General features: G+C 69.2%; 16 protein-coding genes. 5 read left to right on the forward strand and 11 right to left on the reverse strand.

All coding sequences use genetic code 11. The annotated features are described in order from the left end of the window. Nucleotides 1–308 precede the first annotated feature (308 nt). From IEY93_RS01510 to IEY93_RS01525, 4 genes are all read left to right on the forward strand, one after another. On the forward strand, nt 309–536 hold the full coding sequence (locus IEY93_RS01510; protein WP_229690762.1) for a UBP-type zinc finger domain-containing protein: 228 nt from the start codon (nt 309–311) through the stop codon (nt 534–536). Beyond that, nucleotides 533–2,323: an FAD-dependent oxidoreductase gene (locus tag IEY93_RS01515; RefSeq protein ID WP_229690763.1), complete on the forward strand. Its 1,791-nt coding sequence runs from the start codon at nt 533–535 to the stop codon at nt 2,321–2,323. Before IEY93_RS01510 ends, IEY93_RS01515 begins: the two co-directional genes overlap by 4 nt. 189 nt (nt 2,324–2,512) lie before the next feature. Further along, the gene (locus tag IEY93_RS01520) at nt 2,513–2,848 is read left to right on the forward strand and encodes a putative quinol monooxygenase (RefSeq protein ID WP_189161083.1); all 336 of its coding nucleotides are present in this window, start codon (nt 2,513–2,515) and stop codon (nt 2,846–2,848) included. Next, nucleotides 2,845–3,342 (forward strand): group II truncated hemoglobin, encoded by a 498-nt coding sequence (locus tag IEY93_RS01525; protein WP_229690764.1) that lies wholly within the window; start codon nt 2,845–2,847, stop codon nt 3,340–3,342. The genes IEY93_RS01520 and IEY93_RS01525 overlap by 4 nt, the downstream gene beginning before the upstream one ends. Before the next feature lie 244 nt (nt 3,343–3,586). Here the strand turns inward: IEY93_RS01525 and IEY93_RS01530 are convergent, their stop codons facing one another. Both IEY93_RS01530 and IEY93_RS01535 read right to left on the reverse strand, forming a co-directional pair. After that, nucleotides 3,587–4,186 carry a DUF4276 family protein gene (locus tag IEY93_RS01530; protein ID WP_229690776.1) on the reverse strand — a complete coding sequence of 200 codons (600 nt, stop codon included), beginning with the start codon at nt 4,184–4,186 and terminating at the stop codon, nt 3,587–3,589. Nucleotides 4,187–4,191: 5 nt separating this feature from the next. Next, nucleotides 4,192–5,295 (reverse strand): AAA family ATPase, encoded by a 1,104-nt coding sequence (locus IEY93_RS01535; RefSeq protein WP_189161084.1) that lies wholly within the window; start codon nt 5,293–5,295, stop codon nt 4,192–4,194. 167 nt (nt 5,296–5,462) lie between these two features. Between IEY93_RS01535 and IEY93_RS01540 the strand changes: the two genes are divergently transcribed. Next, on the forward strand, nt 5,463–5,672 hold the full coding sequence (locus IEY93_RS01540) for a hypothetical protein (protein ID WP_189161085.1): 210 nt from the start codon (nt 5,463–5,465) through the stop codon (nt 5,670–5,672). Between the two features lie 278 nt (nt 5,673–5,950). On the opposite strand, the gene IEY93_RS01545 is transcribed toward IEY93_RS01540, so the two are convergent. From IEY93_RS01545 to IEY93_RS01585, 9 genes are all read right to left on the reverse strand, one after another. Continuing rightward, on the reverse strand, nt 5,951–6,661 hold the full coding sequence (locus tag IEY93_RS01545) for an N-acyl homoserine lactonase family protein (protein WP_189161086.1): 711 nt from the start codon (nt 6,659–6,661) through the stop codon (nt 5,951–5,953). A gap of 189 nt (nt 6,662–6,850) precedes the next feature. Beyond that, entirely contained in the window at nt 6,851–8,674 is a 1,824-nt protein-coding gene (locus IEY93_RS01550; RefSeq protein WP_189161087.1) for an FtsX-like permease family protein, read from the reverse strand. 5 nt (nt 8,675–8,679) lie between these two features. Beyond that, nucleotides 8,680–9,426 (reverse strand): ABC transporter ATP-binding protein, encoded by a 747-nt coding sequence (locus IEY93_RS01555; protein ID WP_203967899.1) that lies wholly within the window; start codon nt 9,424–9,426, stop codon nt 8,680–8,682. Further along, nucleotides 9,423–9,950 carry a PadR family transcriptional regulator gene (locus tag IEY93_RS01560; RefSeq protein WP_189161088.1) on the reverse strand — a complete coding sequence of 176 codons (528 nt, stop codon included), beginning with the start codon at nt 9,948–9,950 and terminating at the stop codon, nt 9,423–9,425. Before IEY93_RS01560 ends, IEY93_RS01555 begins: the two co-directional genes overlap by 4 nt. Nucleotides 9,951–10,051: 101 nt before the next feature. Further along, a complete protein-coding gene (locus IEY93_RS01565) occupies nt 10,052–12,073 on the reverse strand; it encodes a hypothetical protein (RefSeq protein ID WP_189161089.1) in 2,022 nt (673 codons plus the stop codon). A 239-nt stretch (nt 12,074–12,312) separates the two neighbouring features. Beyond that, a complete protein-coding gene (locus IEY93_RS01570; RefSeq protein ID WP_189161090.1) occupies nt 12,313–12,705 on the reverse strand; it encodes a hypothetical protein in 393 nt (130 codons plus the stop codon). A gap of 377 nt (nt 12,706–13,082) precedes the next feature. Then, the gene (locus tag IEY93_RS01575; protein WP_189161091.1) at nt 13,083–13,946 is read right to left on the reverse strand and encodes a haloalkane dehalogenase; all 864 of its coding nucleotides are present in this window, start codon (nt 13,944–13,946) and stop codon (nt 13,083–13,085) included. 12 nt (nt 13,947–13,958) lie between these two features. Further along, entirely contained in the window at nt 13,959–14,348 is a 390-nt protein-coding gene (locus IEY93_RS01580; RefSeq protein ID WP_189161092.1) for a pyridoxamine 5'-phosphate oxidase family protein, read from the reverse strand. Nucleotides 14,349–14,479: 131 nt separating this feature from the next. Continuing rightward, nucleotides 14,480–15,304 carry an NAD(P)H-binding protein gene (locus IEY93_RS01585; protein ID WP_189161093.1) on the reverse strand — a complete coding sequence of 275 codons (825 nt, stop codon included), beginning with the start codon at nt 15,302–15,304 and terminating at the stop codon, nt 14,480–14,482. Nucleotides 15,305–15,381 lie beyond the last annotated feature (77 nt).

The following is a 15,381-nucleotide window of genomic DNA, read 5'->3' on the forward strand; positions in this document are numbered from 1 at the left end:
GTTACCCTCCTGGTACCGCCTTTGTTTTCAACCCCACCCTGCGGGATTAGGGGTCCGGTGTCGAGAATCGCTTCCAGACTTCGTGAGGTAGAGCTTTGACATCAAGAAGTCAGCTCCGAACCTCATGAAGTATCCGGAGGAACCGCCGGCGACCGCGACCAGAGCATCCGGCTCTGCGAGAATCAAAGGAATGATCTCCGACCCCCCCACGGTGTTGAAGGTGTCGCATCGCACGAAGCCCCTGACCACCGCGCACAGGAGGACTTCCGATGAATAACAGGTGTACGCACCTCGATCAGATACACCCGGTGACGGCCGGCACCGAGGGCTGCCAGGAGTGCCTGGCCCTCGGCGACGTCTGGGTCCATCTGCGGATGTGCCTCGGCTGCGGACACGTCGGCTGCTGTGACTCCTCCAAGAACCAGCACGCGACCAAGCACTTCCATGCCACAGGGCATGCGATCGCCGCCTCTCACGAGCCGGGCGAGTCATGGCTGTGGTGCTACGTCGACCGACTGATTCTGGAGAGGGCATGACCTGGGGTAAGCACGGCAGGACGAAGGTCACCGGTGCGGGTGGACGGCTCATGACCGCCACCGACGACGCCACAGAGACCGCCTCCCTGCCCGACAGGCGATCCGGCGCCGACCAGAGCGTCGAGGAGACGCACAAGCCGGTGATCCTCGCCATCGACGACGACCCGCAGGTGCTGCGCGCGGTGCGCCGCGACCTGCGCAGCGCCTACGGCAGCCGGTACCGCGTGCTGGGCGCGTCCTCCGTGGCCGACGCGTACAAGATCCTCGACGCGCTGGACGAGCGCGGCCACGACCCGGCGCTGTTCCTGGTCGACCAGCGCATGCCCGACACCACCGGCATCGAGTTCCTGCTGGACGCGGTCAGCCGCTTCCCGGACGCCCGCCGGGTGCTGCTCACGGCGTACGCCGAGACCGACGCGGCGATCACCGCGATCAACCAGGTGCGCCTGGACTACTACCTGATGAAGCCGTGGGACCCGCCGCAGGAGCGGCTGTTCCCCATCCTGGACGACCTGCTGTCGGACTGGCTGGCCAACTACCGTCCGCCGTACAACGGGATCGTGGTCGTCGGCCACCTGGTGGCGCCGGGCACCCACGCGGTGCGCGACTTCTTCACCCGCAACGGCCAGCCGTTCAAGTTCCTCAACGTGGAGCGCGACCAGGAGGCCCAGCCGATCCTGGCCGACCACCCGGGCGCCCCGCTGCCGCTGGTGCAGTTCCCCGGCGGCACCGTGCTGACGGCCCCGACGGACGCCGAACTGGCCCAGCAGCTGGGCCTGACGACGACGGCGTCCCGGCCGCACTACGAGTGCGTCATCGTGGGCGCCGGCCCCGCCGGGCTCGCCGCCGGCGTGTACGCCGCCTCCGAGGGGCTGAGCACGCTGATCCTGGACTCGCGGGCCCCCGGCGGCCAGGCGGGCGCCTCCAGCCTGATCGAGAACTACCTCGGCTTCCCCTCCGGCCTGTCCGGCGGCGACCTCACCCGGCGGGCGACGATCCAGGCCTCGCGGTTCGGCGCGGAGATCCTGCACCCCATCGGGGTCGTCTCGCTGACCCGGGCCGACCCCGCGAAGGTCCTGACGCTGACCGACGGCACCGAGATCAGCGCCGAGACCGTGCTGCTGGCCACCGGTGTCTCCTACAACCGGCTGGAGGCGCCGGGCGCCGAGCGGTTCGAGGGAGCCGGGCTGTACTACGGCGCGGCCATCACCGAGAGTTCGGCGTGCATCGCGCAGCACGTCTTCATCATCGGCGGCGCCAACTCGGCCGGGCAGGCGGCGGTGCACTTCGCCAAGTACGCCGCCCAGGTGACGATCCTGGTGCGCGCGAAGTCGCTGTCGGCGAGCATGTCGCAGTATCTGATCAACGAGATCGACAACACGCCGAACATCGAGGTCCGGGTGCGGACCACGGTGCGGGAACTGCGCGGCGGCGACCACCTGGAGCACATCGTCCTGCACGACGCCGACACCGGCGAGGACACCGAGGTGCCGTGCCGGTTCATGTTCACCTTCATCGGCGCCCGGCCGCACACCGACTGGCTGGACGGCATCGTCGAGCGGGACGAGCACGGCTTCGTCCTGACCGGCTCCGACCTGGTCGCCAACGGCGGCGAACTGCCCGAGGAGTGGAGCCTGGAACGGGCCCCCTACCCGCTGGAGACCAGCGTCCCCGGCGTCTTCGCGGCCGGCGACGTGCGCGCCCACTCGATCAAACGGGTCGCCTCCGGTGTCGGCGAGGGCGCGATGGCCATCTCGCTGATCCACCGGTACCGGTCGATGGGCTGAGGCCGTTCCGCGTTTCCCCGGCTTTTCCGCTTGTCCGGTGCAGGTACGTGAGTATTCTTGCTTACATGATTACACAGCTGGCGCGCCGCCGCATGAGGGCTCGCGGCCCCCATGAGCGGCCTGCCAGATGGGTAACGACAAGCGGGAAGGCCGGCTCCGACCACCCCGGAACACAGGGAGAGTGACAGCATGACCACGACCGTGGAGTACATCCGGTACCGCATCCCGTTAGACGACCAGAAGGACTTCGAGGAGGCCTACCGCCGGGCCGCCGAGTCGCTGGCCGCGGCACCCGAGTGCATCGACTACGAGCTGGCGCACTGCCAGGAGGAGCCCGACCGCTACATCCTGCGCATCCGCTGGACGTCGGTCGAGGACCACCTGCAGGGCTTCCGCCGCGGCCCGCACTTCCCCGCCTTCTTCGGCGCGATCCGCCCGTACGTGAAGTCGATCGAGGAGATGCAGCACTACCTCACCACCGACGTCGCCGGCCCCGGAAAGGCCGCGGGACGGGAGCAGCCGTGACCGAGCAGCTCGCGCAGGGGTCCGGCAAGCCCGGCGCGCCCACCATCTACGACTGGATGGGCGGCGAGGAGGCACTGAACCGCCTCACCGAGGTCTTCTACGGCCACGTGCTCAAGGACCCGCTCCTCGCACCGGTCTTCGCCGGCATGGACCAGCGCCACCCGCGGCACGTCGCCATGTGGCTCGCCGAGGTCTTCGGCGGCCCCTCGACCTACTCCGCCGAGCGCGGCGGCCACCCGCACATGGCGCGCATGCACCTCGGCCGCGGCATCACCGAGGAGCAGCGCCGCCGCTGGGTCGGCCTGCTGCAGGACACCGCGGACGAGGTCGGCCTGCCCGCCGACCCGGAGTTCCGCGCGGTGTTCATCTACTACATCGAGTGGGGAACGCGCATGGCGCTGATCTACTCCGGTGAGAACCCGCCGCCGGTGGACGCGGCAGACGTACCACGTTGGAACTGGGGCCAGACCCCGCCCTGGCAGCCGAACGGCTGACCACCCGCGCGCCCCCTGAAGGAGACGCGCCGGCGAGGCCCCCACACGGGCCACTCCGGGCCGAGCCGGGCGGCCACCCCCGCCCGGCCCACGCTCCCCCACCCGCGAGCCCGTCCACACCACTGAACCGCCCTCCGGCCCACCTCCCGCCGGGTGAACGCCGGGACGCCTGTTCACACCGAAGGCATCAGGGCGCTGAGGACGGCAGCGAGTCGGGCATCGGCGTGGGGGCAGGCTTTCCGGATCATGTCCATGCCGATCTCCGATATGACGAGCGGGCCGTCGGAGGTTTTCGGTAGCGCGGGTACAGGCTGATGATCCGCTTCGACGGAGCGGTATCGAAGCCATCGTTGACGAACTCCGCCCCTTGCGCACGAGAGACGATCTCCTGAGCGTCCCTGGCAAGGACGGCATCGCCGGTGAGATCACCCAGTGCGGCGTGGCCGACGAGCACCCAGGCCTCGATCTCGTGCAGAACGAGATGGGGCACGAAACGAGAGTCGCCGATCGCTTCGGCCATTGCCCGCTCGACATGAGTCACCCGGTCGTACGGAGAGCCTGCCGGGCGCGTCTCCATGCCGGGCACATCCGACGGAAGGCCGTAGTAATCGAACAAGGTGGTCAGAACGGTGATAGAGGAGTCGCGGAGCAGGAGCCGGATCTCCGTCTCGATCCTGTTCCAACCGGATAGCCCACCTCTTTGAGCCGGGCCACCGGCCGGGCGCCTGGTCTTGTGGATCGAACATGTGACGAAGGCCCCCGCGTTCTCGAAGTACGGAGCAAGGACCTCCCGGACGACCGTCTCCTCCGTCTGGCCCTCGCAGAGAACGTGGAGCCGGCGCATCAGGCTCACCTCGCCTCGGTTTGAGGTCTGCCGCCCAGCAGGTTCTTCTCCCACAGCTCACCCAAGGAGTACTCGGCAAGCCAGTCGTGCAGGCGAGTGCGGTCAGGACGGTCGAACACCGACGCTCCTTCGGCTCGCTCGACGACGATGAGATCTTCCACCTCGAACTGGTTCATCAGGGTCACGGATTGGGTGGCGATGAGAACCTGACTCTCTCGGCTGGCCGCCCGGAGCATTTCGGCCAATTGCACTATGGCGTACGGATGAAGGCCCAGTTCGGGCTCGTCGAGCACGACGAGGTTGGGGAGGACCGGCAGGCTCAACAGTGTCGCCAGGCAGATGAACCGTAGTGTCCCGTCGGACAACGCGTCAGCGGGGAACACGACATCCGATCCTTCCTGCCGCCAGCGCAAGCGCAGGCGTCCGTTCTCTTCGACGAGGACGAAGTCCCGAAAGAACGGTGCGACCTGTTTTATGGTGCCGACGATCCGCAGATAGGCGGCGCGATCCGTCTGCCGCAGACGTAGCAGGACGGCGGCCAGGTTCCCTGCGTCCGGGCGAAGCGCGAGGTCATCCGAGACGTAGCCGGTCTGCTTCACCGGAGCGCCCCTGGTGGTGTCATGGAAGTGAAAAACGCGGCAGCCCCGCATCAGGTCCACGACCGAGTGAGCTACGGAGATCTTCTCGCCAGGCGGCATCTCGGTGCCCAATCGCGTCTCACGATGCCCTCGCCCCAGTGAAGTGTCGAAGGGCGTCGCGTGTCCGCCGTCCCGGAACCAGACGCGCTCTTCGCCGAAGATCAGCTCATCACGGGCAGCGGGTATGAGCTCGGCTTCGTACCCGTTGGAGTCGAAGTCCAGCTGCAATCGGATCTTCGCCTTCCCCTTGGCTCCGGCATGGAGGAGGGTCGAGGCCCCGCCTGCCTGGCCGACGAACAGGTTGAGCTCTTCGTCAACGATGCGGCCGAGCAGCGCGAACGCGGATATGAAATTGCTCTTGCCCGCGCCGTTGGCTCCGACGAGAACGTTGAGGTCGCCTAGTTCGACCTGCGCGGAGCGGATGGACGTGTATCCCTCGATCTTGATCGACCGGAGTCTGCGGCGCGTCATGGCCAGTAGCTTAGATCGATGCCGCCATTACGAGCTGTCAGATACTCATGACCGTGCGCATCTGAGCTGGTTGAATCGAGACGGTTCCGTTTCGGCGAAGAAGCGGCTTACGAGCGCTGCCTCAGCGGTGCAGCGCTCGCTCGCCGTACTCAAGGGAGGAGCGGAGGATGAGTGAGCTGATCGCGACCGGCGCAGGCGACGCCTACCACCTGACCGAGGAGTGCTGGGGGCTGCGCGCCGGGCAGTCCGGCGGTGAGGCACAGGGATACACCCTGCACGGCACGGTCCGCTTCGCCACTCACGGGCAGGCCGAGGCGGCCGGCTTCCGGCCGTGCGGCATCTGCTTCCCCGGCGGTGGCACTCCGCAGCGGCCCTGAGACGCGGTCCCTGCTGTTCCGTCCCTGTAATTGGCTTATCGGAAGAGAATCACGCCTGCACTCGCGCCGTCTCACTCCACCTCTGCCGCTCTCTTGGCCCGGCTCACGAACCAGTCGATGGCGGAGAGCAGCACGTCACGGACGGCCTCGCCGGCCGGCAAGGGTACGGCTCCGGCTTCGCGGCGGGCAGGTCGACACCGGGCGCCTCGTTGAGCGCTGCGGCGCAGTTCGTCCCGCAGAACGAGATCGATGAACGGGACGCGTGGCCGGGCCTGGTGCTAGAAGTCGATGTGCGCGGGTTCCCAGATGGAGCAGTCGTGGGCGAAGAGGACGCGTCGCGGGTCGAAGTCGGCGAGGCGTTCCAGCCAGGGCCGGTACGAGGGGAGCGGGTCCGCCGCACCGTGGAGTGCCGCCTGGCGGGCCAGGTGGTCGGAGGCGAAGTGGGACGCGAAGTCGTGGGCCTGGCCCGCGAGGATGACGCCGCCGTCCGGGCGCCGGAGGACCAGCGACTGGTGGCCGTCGGTGTGCCCGGGGGTGGGGATGATCCAGACCCCTGGCCATACCTCGGTCTCGCCGGCGAGCTCCTCGTAGGTCGCGCCGGGAAAGTCGACGAGCGCGTCCACGGTGTAGCCGCCGCGCCGGGCCGTGGCCAGCTCCGTGCCCTGTACCAGGATGGGCGTACCGCTCATCAGGGGGTTGCCCCCGCAGTGGTCGAAGTGCAGGTGGCAGTTCACGACCAGCGCGATGTCGCTCGTACGCACCCCGGCGTCCGCCAGCGCGTCCCGCAGCGAACGCCGCCGTGGACGGTAGTGCGCCTCGGTCCCCGCGTCCGCCGCGCCGATCCCGGTGTCGAACAGGATCACCCCGTTGCCATGCCGCACAAGGTAGGCGAGCACCGGCTCCACCCGTGGCCCCACCCCGCCCGTCTCCGACGCGGGCCGAATGAAATAGCCCAGGTCAAGCCGCCGCACACTGATGTCCTCGCTCATGTCGTCATCTTGACAGGCCGCGACTCTCCGTCCAGCCGGTTCGCCCGTGCACCTGGAACCACGAGCCGTCGAGAGTTTCGGCATCGTGGCGTCCCTTGGCCGCGATGGTCTTGGGCGGTTGCCTTCTCGCGGATCGCCGACCCGTTGGCCACGGTCCGGCGGGTTCGCTCGAAATCATGAGGGCTCGGCTCAGAGAGTCTCGGTCACTGGACGGCGGCCGCCGAGGTAGGCGGGAACAGAGGTGAGCACCGCCACCACGAGTACGGTCACCAGCACCACGGCGATCAGCTCCCACGGCACGGGAAGCGTGACCTTCTCGCTGTCGCCACCGGTGATCACGTTGATGGCGGTGAACAGCAGGAACCCTCCCGGGACGACGCCCAGGACGGCGCCGAGCAGCGCGGGCAGCACCTGCGCGGCCGCGAGGGCGGCGGTCACTTCCCGTGAGGTCGCGCCGAGGGCACGCGCCAGTGCCGACGCGTGCCGGTTGTCGAGTACCGTCGCCCAGGTGATGACGACGGCGTTGACCGCCGCCAAGGAGAGCAGGATGACCGTCCAGACGAGGAGTACGTGCCGCAGCACCACCACCTGACCTTCGGTGTACGCGCCGGTGCTCGGCTGGTCACCGAGGAAGGCGTTGAGCACCAGGAGGACGTAGATCCCGCTGACGGTGACGGCGATGCTGAGCACGCCCAGCACGACCCGTCGCGGGCGGCGGGCGGCGACCCGCAGGGCGAGAAGCAGCGGGACCGGGAGACCCGCCGAAAGAGCGATCAGCCGACCGGCGCGGTGGGGTGGGCGTGGCGCGTCGGCCAGTGCGCTGACGGTGCTGGAACGGGCGCCGCGCACGGCCGGAACAGCGGTCGCCACGACCGCGACTCCGAGGGCCACGGCGGTCACCAGACCGACCGTGGACCAGGTCAGTGACGCCGTCCCCGCGCCGCCGACCAGGCCCGCGCTCGACTCGGTGAGCAACGGAGCGGTCAGCGCCCCGATCGCCAGCCCGGCCGCCGCCGCGACGACGGCCACCAGGACATACTCCGCGAGCAGCACGGCGGCGACCAGGCCCGGCGTGCCACCGGCTGCTTTCAACAGCCCGACACGCCTGGTTTGATCGGCCATCCGGCCGCCGACCAGCACCGAGAGACCGGCCACTGCGAGCAGACTGAGCAGCCAGGCGCCGAGCAGCAACAGGATCTGCGAGTCCCGGGCCAGCTCGGTGGCGTCATCGAGGATGTCAGGCCAGCTCTGCATGAACAGGGGGTGACCGCGGTCGCCCTGGCCGGTGTCGGCGAACGCCTGGGCCTGGGCCGGATCGGCGAGCTTCAGGTTCAGCACGTAGGACAGCGAGGCCGGATCCGATCCGAGGCTCCGGACGTCGGCCTGGGTGAGCCAGACCAGCCCAGGGTTGCGCAGCAACCCCGCCGGCGCCGTGCCGTCGTCGGGGACCGCGCCGTTCACGCAGCCGGGGGCGACGAGACAGGACGACCCCGGATAGGGCGGCATGGCGGCGGTGATCGCCACGCCGACGACCTTGAACGACCGGCCGTCCAGCGTGACCGTCCCACCGACGTGCACGTCGATCGCGTCGGCGAAGGCGGCTTCGACCACCACCCCGCCGTCGCTGACCCAGTTTCCCTGGAGCACCTTGGGCTGGTCGACCGACACCGACTCGGCGTCGCGCCCCACGGCCTGCACGTCTGACGTTCTGCCGGAGTTCTGCAGTTTCGCGGCAGTGACCGGGTACGGCCCGCTGTGGTGGGTGACGCCGGCCGCGCTCACCAGATTCTCGAGACGGTCGAACTCGGCGGACTGAGCGTGAGCGACCACGTCGGGTCCGCTGGTCGCCGCCCGGGTGCTCTCATACGGATCGGCGGCCGCGTCCCGCATGACGAGCCCGAGCGTCAGGGTTGTGGTGGCCGCCAGGATGGCGATCAGCAGAAGCGCGGCCTCGGTGCGGCGCCGCCGGAGGTCTCGCAGGGCAAGACGGGTCACGAGGAGGGCACGGCCCATTCCGGTCAGTCCTCCAGTCCGGCGAGCGCGCCGAGCTGCCCGGTGGTGCCGCCGGTCAGCCAGGTCTGGTCCACGAGCACGCCGTCGCGCATCGAGAACATCCGGTCCGCGGTGGCCGCGATCCGCGCGTCGTGGGTGACGATGACCAGCGTCTGCCCGGACTCGTGCAGCTCCTCGAAGAGCTGGAGAACGTCCAAGGTGGCCGCGCTGTCCAGGTTTCCGGTCGGTTCGTCGGCGAGAACGACCAACGGTTCGTTGCTCAACGCCCGGGCGACCGCGACCCGCTGCCGCTGACCTCCGGAAAGAGCGGAAGGCAGGAAACGCGCCCGGCCCGCGAGCCCGAGCTGATCCAGCAGCTCTTCGGCGCGCCGACGGGCGGCCCGGGGCGAGCGTCCGGCGAGCAGCGCCGGCAGCTCGACGTTCTCGACGGCGGTGAGCTCCTCCATCAGATGGAAGGACTGGAAGACGTAGCCGACGTCGGTCCGTCGCATCGCCGCAAGGGCCTTCTCGCTGAAGTCGTCGATGCGCCGGCCGTTCAGCGAGACCTCGCCGCTGGAGGGCCGGTCCAGCCCGCCGAGCAGGTGGAGCAGCGTGGACTTGCCGCAGCCGCTGGGGCCCATGATCGCCACTGTCTCTCCCGCGCTGACGTCGAGATCGACCCCGTCGACGGCGCGTACCAGTCCTTCCCCCTTGCCGTATTCCTTTCGTAGCCCGCGGGCGCGAAGCACCGGCGTCTCGGCGGCGTTGCTCACGATCCACTCCTTCGGTGGGTCCAGTTCTTCTCACATGCCTCGAGCCAGCGCAGGTCCGCCTGAAGCCGGAGAACGATGCCCTCCAGCAACAGCGCCGCGGCCGAGAGGGCCGGCTCCGCCATGGCGGCCCGCTGGGCATCACGCAGCCGGCGCAGCAGCTCCCGGCGCTGGGTGTCGACGATGGTGAGCGGGTCGGCCAGTCCGGCCGACGCGGCCGCGATCAGCTTGAGATGGAACTCCGCCAGGTCGGGTCTCGGCCAGCCCACCTCGGCGATCCACTCGGCGACCCGCTGCTGGCCGTTGGGAGTGAGCGCGTACACCTTGCGATCCGACCGGTCCGCGTCATCGGCGGATCCCTCGACCGCCAGTAGACCGGCCTTCTCCAGCCTGGCCAGCGTGACGTAGACCTGCCCGGCGTTCATCGCGTCACCGAGAGGGCCGAGCGCGTCACGCAGTCGCGCGCGCAGTTGGTAGCCGTGCGAGGGCTCCTTGGCCAGCATCGCCAGCACCACTTCCTGCCGCATCGGCCCCTCCTAGATAACCGTTAGCCCTATGTCTAACGGTTATCCCTGCCGTCGGCAAGCCCGCCCGCTATCGCGGGCATGAGGTCAGGTCGATGCGCCGGTCAGTTCGTCAGCGTGTTCGGCAGGTGGTCCCCGACGTAGCCGACCCAGACCTTTCCGGTGGCGCCGCCCGAGTCGTCGTGGAAATGCACGCGTGGCGCGGGGACGCCGCCCTTGCGCAACTTGATGTGCGCCTCCATGAACACCTTTCCCGACGGGTGCACCTCGCGGGGCACTTCGAAGATCCGGTGCGTGCTGTACCTGCCGTTGGTGTTCACCGTCCTGGATTCGCTCATCGCGACCATGCCGGCGGGGATGGTCTCCACCGCGGCACTCATGCACCACTGCAGAAAGCCACCGGTGAACTTTCCCGCGGATCTGGCCTCGGCGAACGCGTCCAGCGCGCGGAAGGCGTCCCATGCCTTGGCCGCCCACACGGGGGCGAGCGTCGGATAGGCGAGGTCCAGTTTCGTGGCCGCCGCGTCGGTGTCCCCGATCTCCACATGACGGAGCGTCTCGCGGGCCTGGTAAAGAGCGTCCATGAGGCCCGCCGGCTCGAAGACCGGCTCTTCCACGGCGATGCCGTACACGGACTGCGCGGATTCGGCCAGCTTCGCCTCCAGCCAGCCCACGCGCCGTTCGAGCGTGCGGGCTTTCGCCATGGCTTCGGCGTATTCGCTCTGCAGAACGCCGTGCTCGGTGCGAAGCAGTTCGATCTCGGCCGAGAGCCCGTCGCTCTCGCCTCCGGCCGTGGCGAGCAGGGCTTCCACCGCCGACCGACCCTCCGGTTCGGTGCGGCGCTCGCGGGCCAGAACGACCTCTCGTAACCCGTTCACGTGCGCACCGAGAACGCGCATCTGGCGCAGCAGGTGCCCGCTCTCCGAGCTCTTGACCGCCAGTTCGAGCGCGGCCACCAGTTCGCCGCGCAGGTCGCCGGTCACGGCCGCGGCGACCGATTTCGCCAGCGTGGCGACGTCGAGGGCCGCTGCACCGCCGGAGACGCCCGACGGCTCTGAGAGAGAACGGTCCGGTTCTTCGGACTTCTCACGGGATACCGGAACGCCGGCCGGGACAGGCACATCATCCGGGTCAGATGTGCGATGGGAGTCGTCCGAGGGCTTCGCGGCCGGTACTGGACGCACGGTCAGCGCCATCATCTTGCGGCGCAATTCCTCTTTCGGGTCGACCGCGGACGGCCGTGGCACGAGGACCGCACGGATGTCTCCCGGCTGGGCATTACCCGCGAGGATCCGCGACACCATTCGGTAGGAGCGTTGCACGACATCGGGAAGCGCCTGGTGCAAAGTCGCGCCGATGATGCCCTCCGTCACCAGATCGAGGGCCTGGTCGCCCTGAGAGCGCAGCCTGCTCCCGCTCATCAGCCGATGCCGGAACGGATAGCTCTCGGTCCTCGGGTCGAACGGCGCCACATAGGTACGGACGCTCCCGCCGAACACCCCGAGGTCGGGACCGGCGGCATTGTTGAAGCGCCGCTCGGCGTGCGAGTCGGCGAAGCGCACCACCACAGCGGCACCGGCGGTCGCCGCCGCGAGATGGCGGGCTCGTGACGCGGCGGCACCCGAATCCTGCTGATCGTGGGCCACGACGACCAGCGGCACCCGTCGTCCCCGCTCGGTCAAGGCGTGCATCAGCCGGGGAACGTCGTTCTCGTCGAGCGCGTCCGGCGCGTCCGTGAGATGGACGGCGCCATCCGTGATCCGAGCTGTGCGTAAGTACTCCGGAAGGAAGCCCGGCGCGTGGCCCGCACCTGTCGGGCCGTTCTCCTCCACCGTGACGAGCACCCAACCGGCCAATCCGGAAATGGGCTCGTGGTAGGTGACTCGCGTGCGCAGCACTCCGCCGCCGCGCTTCTCCTCGACGAGGTATCGGCCGCAGTCGGCCCGGCGTTCCAGCCGGATCCGGGTGCCGCCCTCGCCGTACTCCTGCACGGGCTTTCCAGGGTCCGGCGCTTGGTGTCCTTGTCCCACCAGCCAGTCACCGAAGGTTCGGCGAAGCCGGAGCGAGATCGGCGCGGTCGCGTCGAAGAGAACCGCCTGATAGAGGCGAGTGATGTTCGGGGACATTCGGACGCACGCTTTCCGGCATCATCACGGACACGCCCACCTGCGGTCTTTCGCGGCACGCACCCGTGGAGCAGATATGGAGAATGGACGATGCCTTCCAAGGCGATCGCCATCGTCATGACTCCCCCGAAGAGCCGACCGGCCGCGGTCGCCTGGCTCGTCGCCGTGGAGACCCGCTGCCGGCCCAGAAGCCGAGTCGGCCCGTTCGTGGTCGTTCGAAGGGCCGCGTACCGCGGAGACTAGGGCGACGCCGGCGCGGCCAGGCGGTCGAGCAGGCGACCGTAGGCGCTGAGGTCAGCGCACCTGATCAGGTATCCGTAGGCGGTGGGCGTCTTCCCTCGATTTATGCGCCGGGGAAATCTCGTCATTCCCGAGTGGTGTTGAACATCCGCGGGGATGGTAAGCCCGGGGATTCCGCGCAGCGATCCGAGGTCACTCTCGGGAGACACGAACACCGCGATGACGCCACGTGCGGTCTTCTCCCGGTCCAGGTAGATGACGGTGGCACGGCCGCGGTGTTCGAGTTCGGCGCATTTGACCGTCAGAGGCTTGGAAGGAGTGAAGCCGCGCTCGTCGGCGAGCGCCAGTAGGCGCTCCTCGAAGCCGGATAAACGTATTCTGTCGTCGGTCAATGGGCACCTTCCACCGGCCTGGCCTCGCCACGGGCACAGGACTCCACCTCTCGGACGCACAAATCCTGCCACGGCCTTGGACCGGACGAGGCCGGTCCGCTGATGAGCGCAGACAGCATCGTGACCCTCTGTACGCGGCGGCCGGTAGAGCGGAAAGATCAGGCCCTCGCGCGATGGGCGAGGCTCACGCCTAACCATCGAATGGCTGGGGTGACCGACCAAAGCAGGCCGGTCTCCGTGAGCGCCTGTCAACTCAGGTGTGATCTCGATGGGTGCCGGGAGCACATTGGCCCCCCATGGCATTGGGCGGCGGACGGCACCCAGCAGAACGACCTGCTGGGGCAGGTGCCAGGAACATCTGCCCCTGCCATCGAGAATCAGCGGAGTGCGTGCTTGTCGGCCCAGTCGGCGATGGCGGTGGCGATCAGTTGGGGGTGGTCTTCCGGAGTGTGGTGCCCGGCGATCACGTCGTGGTGCCGGATCTCCAGGCCGGCCATGGTGGCCTCGCACCAGTCGTACATCGCCGGGGTCATCATGTGGCCGGGGCCGGGGTCGAAGGTGAGCAGCAGCTTCGGCACCTCGGGGCTGGTGGCCAGCCACTGGTCGTAGGCCTCGATCCTGGCCACGACGTCGGCGGGTTCTCCGCCGAGCGGCATCGACCGTGCCCATCGCAGCAGCGGCAGGCGGCTTTCCCTCGTGGGGTAGGGCTCACGGTAGGCGTCGAGGTCCTCCTGGCCAAGGGCGCGCGCGACGGTGCCCGGCAGCCCCTGCTCAAGGAAGGCGTTGTCGTCGAGGATCATCCTCTCCCCCACGCCACTGGTCTTGATGGCCTGGAACAGCTCGCGGCCTCCTTCGGGGAACTCCTCCCAGGACATCGGCTTGACGATCGCCTCGGTGAACGCGATGCCGCGTACGCGACCGGGGTGGCGGGCGGCCCAGTCGAAGGCGAGGAAGCTTCCCCAGTCGTGGCCGACCAGCACCACGTCGTCGAGGCCGAGGGTGTCGAACCAGGCGTCCAGGTAACGGACGTGGTCCGCGAAGCCGTAGTCGATGGGCGGTTTACCGGACCTGCCCATGCCGATCAGATCGGGGGCCAGGCGGCGGCCGGGCGCGCCGACGGCGGGGATGACGTGCCGCCACAGGTGCGAGGAGGTCGGGTTGCCGTGCAGGAAGACCATCGGGGCGCCGGCGCCGAGGTCTTCGTAGTACATCGTCGAGTCGAGTACGGGCTGGATGGGCATGGTGTGCCTCTTTCAGATGTTGAGTTTCATCACTCGGTCGACCGCGATCTCGATCACGACCCGGCCGGGCGGATCGGGCGGTGCGGACCGGTAGCGTTCGGCGTAGCGGCAGGCCCCTTCGGCGACGCGCAGCGGGTCCGCAGAGGTGATGGCGGTGCCTTCGAGGGTGATCCAGCGGGGCCCGGCCGCCTGGCACAGCGCGGCTCGGCTACCCGGGGCGACGGTCAGGTTCCTGGCCTTGCGCGAGGACGCCACGGTCATGACACGGGCCAGGCCGGCGGCGTCGTCCCAGGTGAATCGCACCGCGACCACGTGTGGCGAACCGTCGGGCCGGAGGGTCGTCAGTGTCGCCACGTGGTTCTCCGCGAGGAACCGCCTGGCCGAGGGCGGTAGGCCGCTCACCGTGCGGCCTGACGCGATGTCCTGCTCGGGCGGCCACGGCGCGGAGCGCTCACCGCCAGGAGGCCGAGACGAGGAGTGCACTGTGAAGCCGACATCCGAAGTCGTCGTCGGCAGGTCGCGGGCCGGGGTGGTCAGCGGAAGGCGGCGATGTTGCGTGCCGCCCAGTCGGCGAAGGTGCGCGGCGCGCGGCCGAGGATCCGCTCGACGTCGGGGCTCACCTTCCGCTCGTCGTCCGACGGCTCGCCCAGGATGGCGAGCGTGCCGTCGACGACCGGCTCGGGCATGAACCGCAGCATCTGCGCGCGGGCCTCCTCGCGGGTCTGCTCGACGAACCGGACGGGAGTGCCCAGTGCCGCACCGATCGCCGCGGCCCGTTCCCGTGGAGTGACCGGCTGCGGGCCGGTGAGCTCGTAGGCGCGGCCGGTGTGGCCGTCCTTCGTCAGAGTCGCGGCCGCGACCTCGGCGATGTCCGCCGGGTCGATGGCCGGCAGCCCGACGTCGCCGAACGGCGCGGCGGCCGTCCGCTGCGACCGGATCTGCTCGGCCCACGCGAAGGCGTTGGAGGCGAAGCCGCCGGGCCGCAGGATCGTCCACGCCAGTACGGAGCCGCGCACGGCGTCCTCGAACGCGGCGGGGTGGCGGTAGACGTCGGGTCTCGTCCTGGCTCCCTGGGAGGAGAGCAGGACCACCCGCCGGACTCCGGCCGCCGTGGCCAGGTCCAGGATGCCCTGCGGGTCGTCCCCGGCGACGAGCAGGAACAGCGCGTCGGCCCCCTCCAGCGCGGGCCTCAGGCTGACGGGCTCGGCGAGGTCGCCCCGCACGTGCCGTACGCCGGGCGGCAGCTCCGAGGGCTGCACGGACTGCCGGGAGACCGCCGTCACCTGCTCGCCGGCCTCGGCGAGGATACGCACGACGTCGCGTCCGACGTTCCCGGTCGCACCCGTTACCACGATCATGAAAAGCTCCTTCGAAGTGAGTGAGTTAGCTGACTAACTAGGAAGGGACTATAGTCGATCAGATCTCCACGCGTCTA

This window comes from Sphaerisporangium melleum (genome assembly GCF_014646695.1).
Taxonomy (GTDB): domain Bacteria; phylum Actinomycetota; class Actinomycetes; order Streptosporangiales; family Streptosporangiaceae; genus Sphaerisporangium; species Sphaerisporangium melleum.

What these genes read in the sequence shown, in the direction of transcription:
- IEY93_RS01550 (WP_189161087.1), bottom strand. Translation starts at nt 8,674, where the DNA reads ATGGGCCGTGCCCTCCTCGTGACCCGTCTTGCCCTGCGAGACCTCCGG.
- IEY93_RS01560 (WP_189161088.1), bottom strand. Translation starts at nt 9,950, where the DNA reads ATGCGGCAGGAAGTGGTGCTGGCGATGCTGGCCAAGGAGCCCTCGCAC.
- IEY93_RS01515 (WP_229690763.1), top strand. Translation starts at nt 533, where the DNA reads ATGACCTGGGGTAAGCACGGCAGGACGAAGGTCACCGGTGCGGGTGGA.
- IEY93_RS01520 (WP_189161083.1), top strand. Translation starts at nt 2,513, where the DNA reads ATGACCACGACCGTGGAGTACATCCGGTACCGCATCCCGTTAGACGAC.
- IEY93_RS01535 (WP_189161084.1), bottom strand. Translation starts at nt 5,295, where the DNA reads ATGACGCGCCGCAGACTCCGGTCGATCAAGATCGAGGGATACACGTCC.
- IEY93_RS01585 (WP_189161093.1), bottom strand. Translation starts at nt 15,304, where the DNA reads ATGATCGTGGTAACGGGTGCGACCGGGAACGTCGGACGCGACGTCGTG.
- IEY93_RS01545 (WP_189161086.1), bottom strand. Translation starts at nt 6,661, where the DNA reads ATGAGCGAGGACATCAGTGTGCGGCGGCTTGACCTGGGCTATTTCATT.
- IEY93_RS01530 (WP_229690776.1), bottom strand. Translation starts at nt 4,186, where the DNA reads ATGCGCCGGCTCCACGTTCTCTGCGAGGGCCAGACGGAGGAGACGGTC.
- IEY93_RS01540 (WP_189161085.1), top strand. Translation starts at nt 5,463, where the DNA reads ATGAGTGAGCTGATCGCGACCGGCGCAGGCGACGCCTACCACCTGACC.
- IEY93_RS01565 (WP_189161089.1), bottom strand. Translation starts at nt 12,073, where the DNA reads ATGTCCCCGAACATCACTCGCCTCTATCAGGCGGTTCTCTTCGACGCG.
- IEY93_RS01575 (WP_189161091.1), bottom strand. Translation starts at nt 13,946, where the DNA reads ATGCCCATCCAGCCCGTACTCGACTCGACGATGTACTACGAAGACCTC.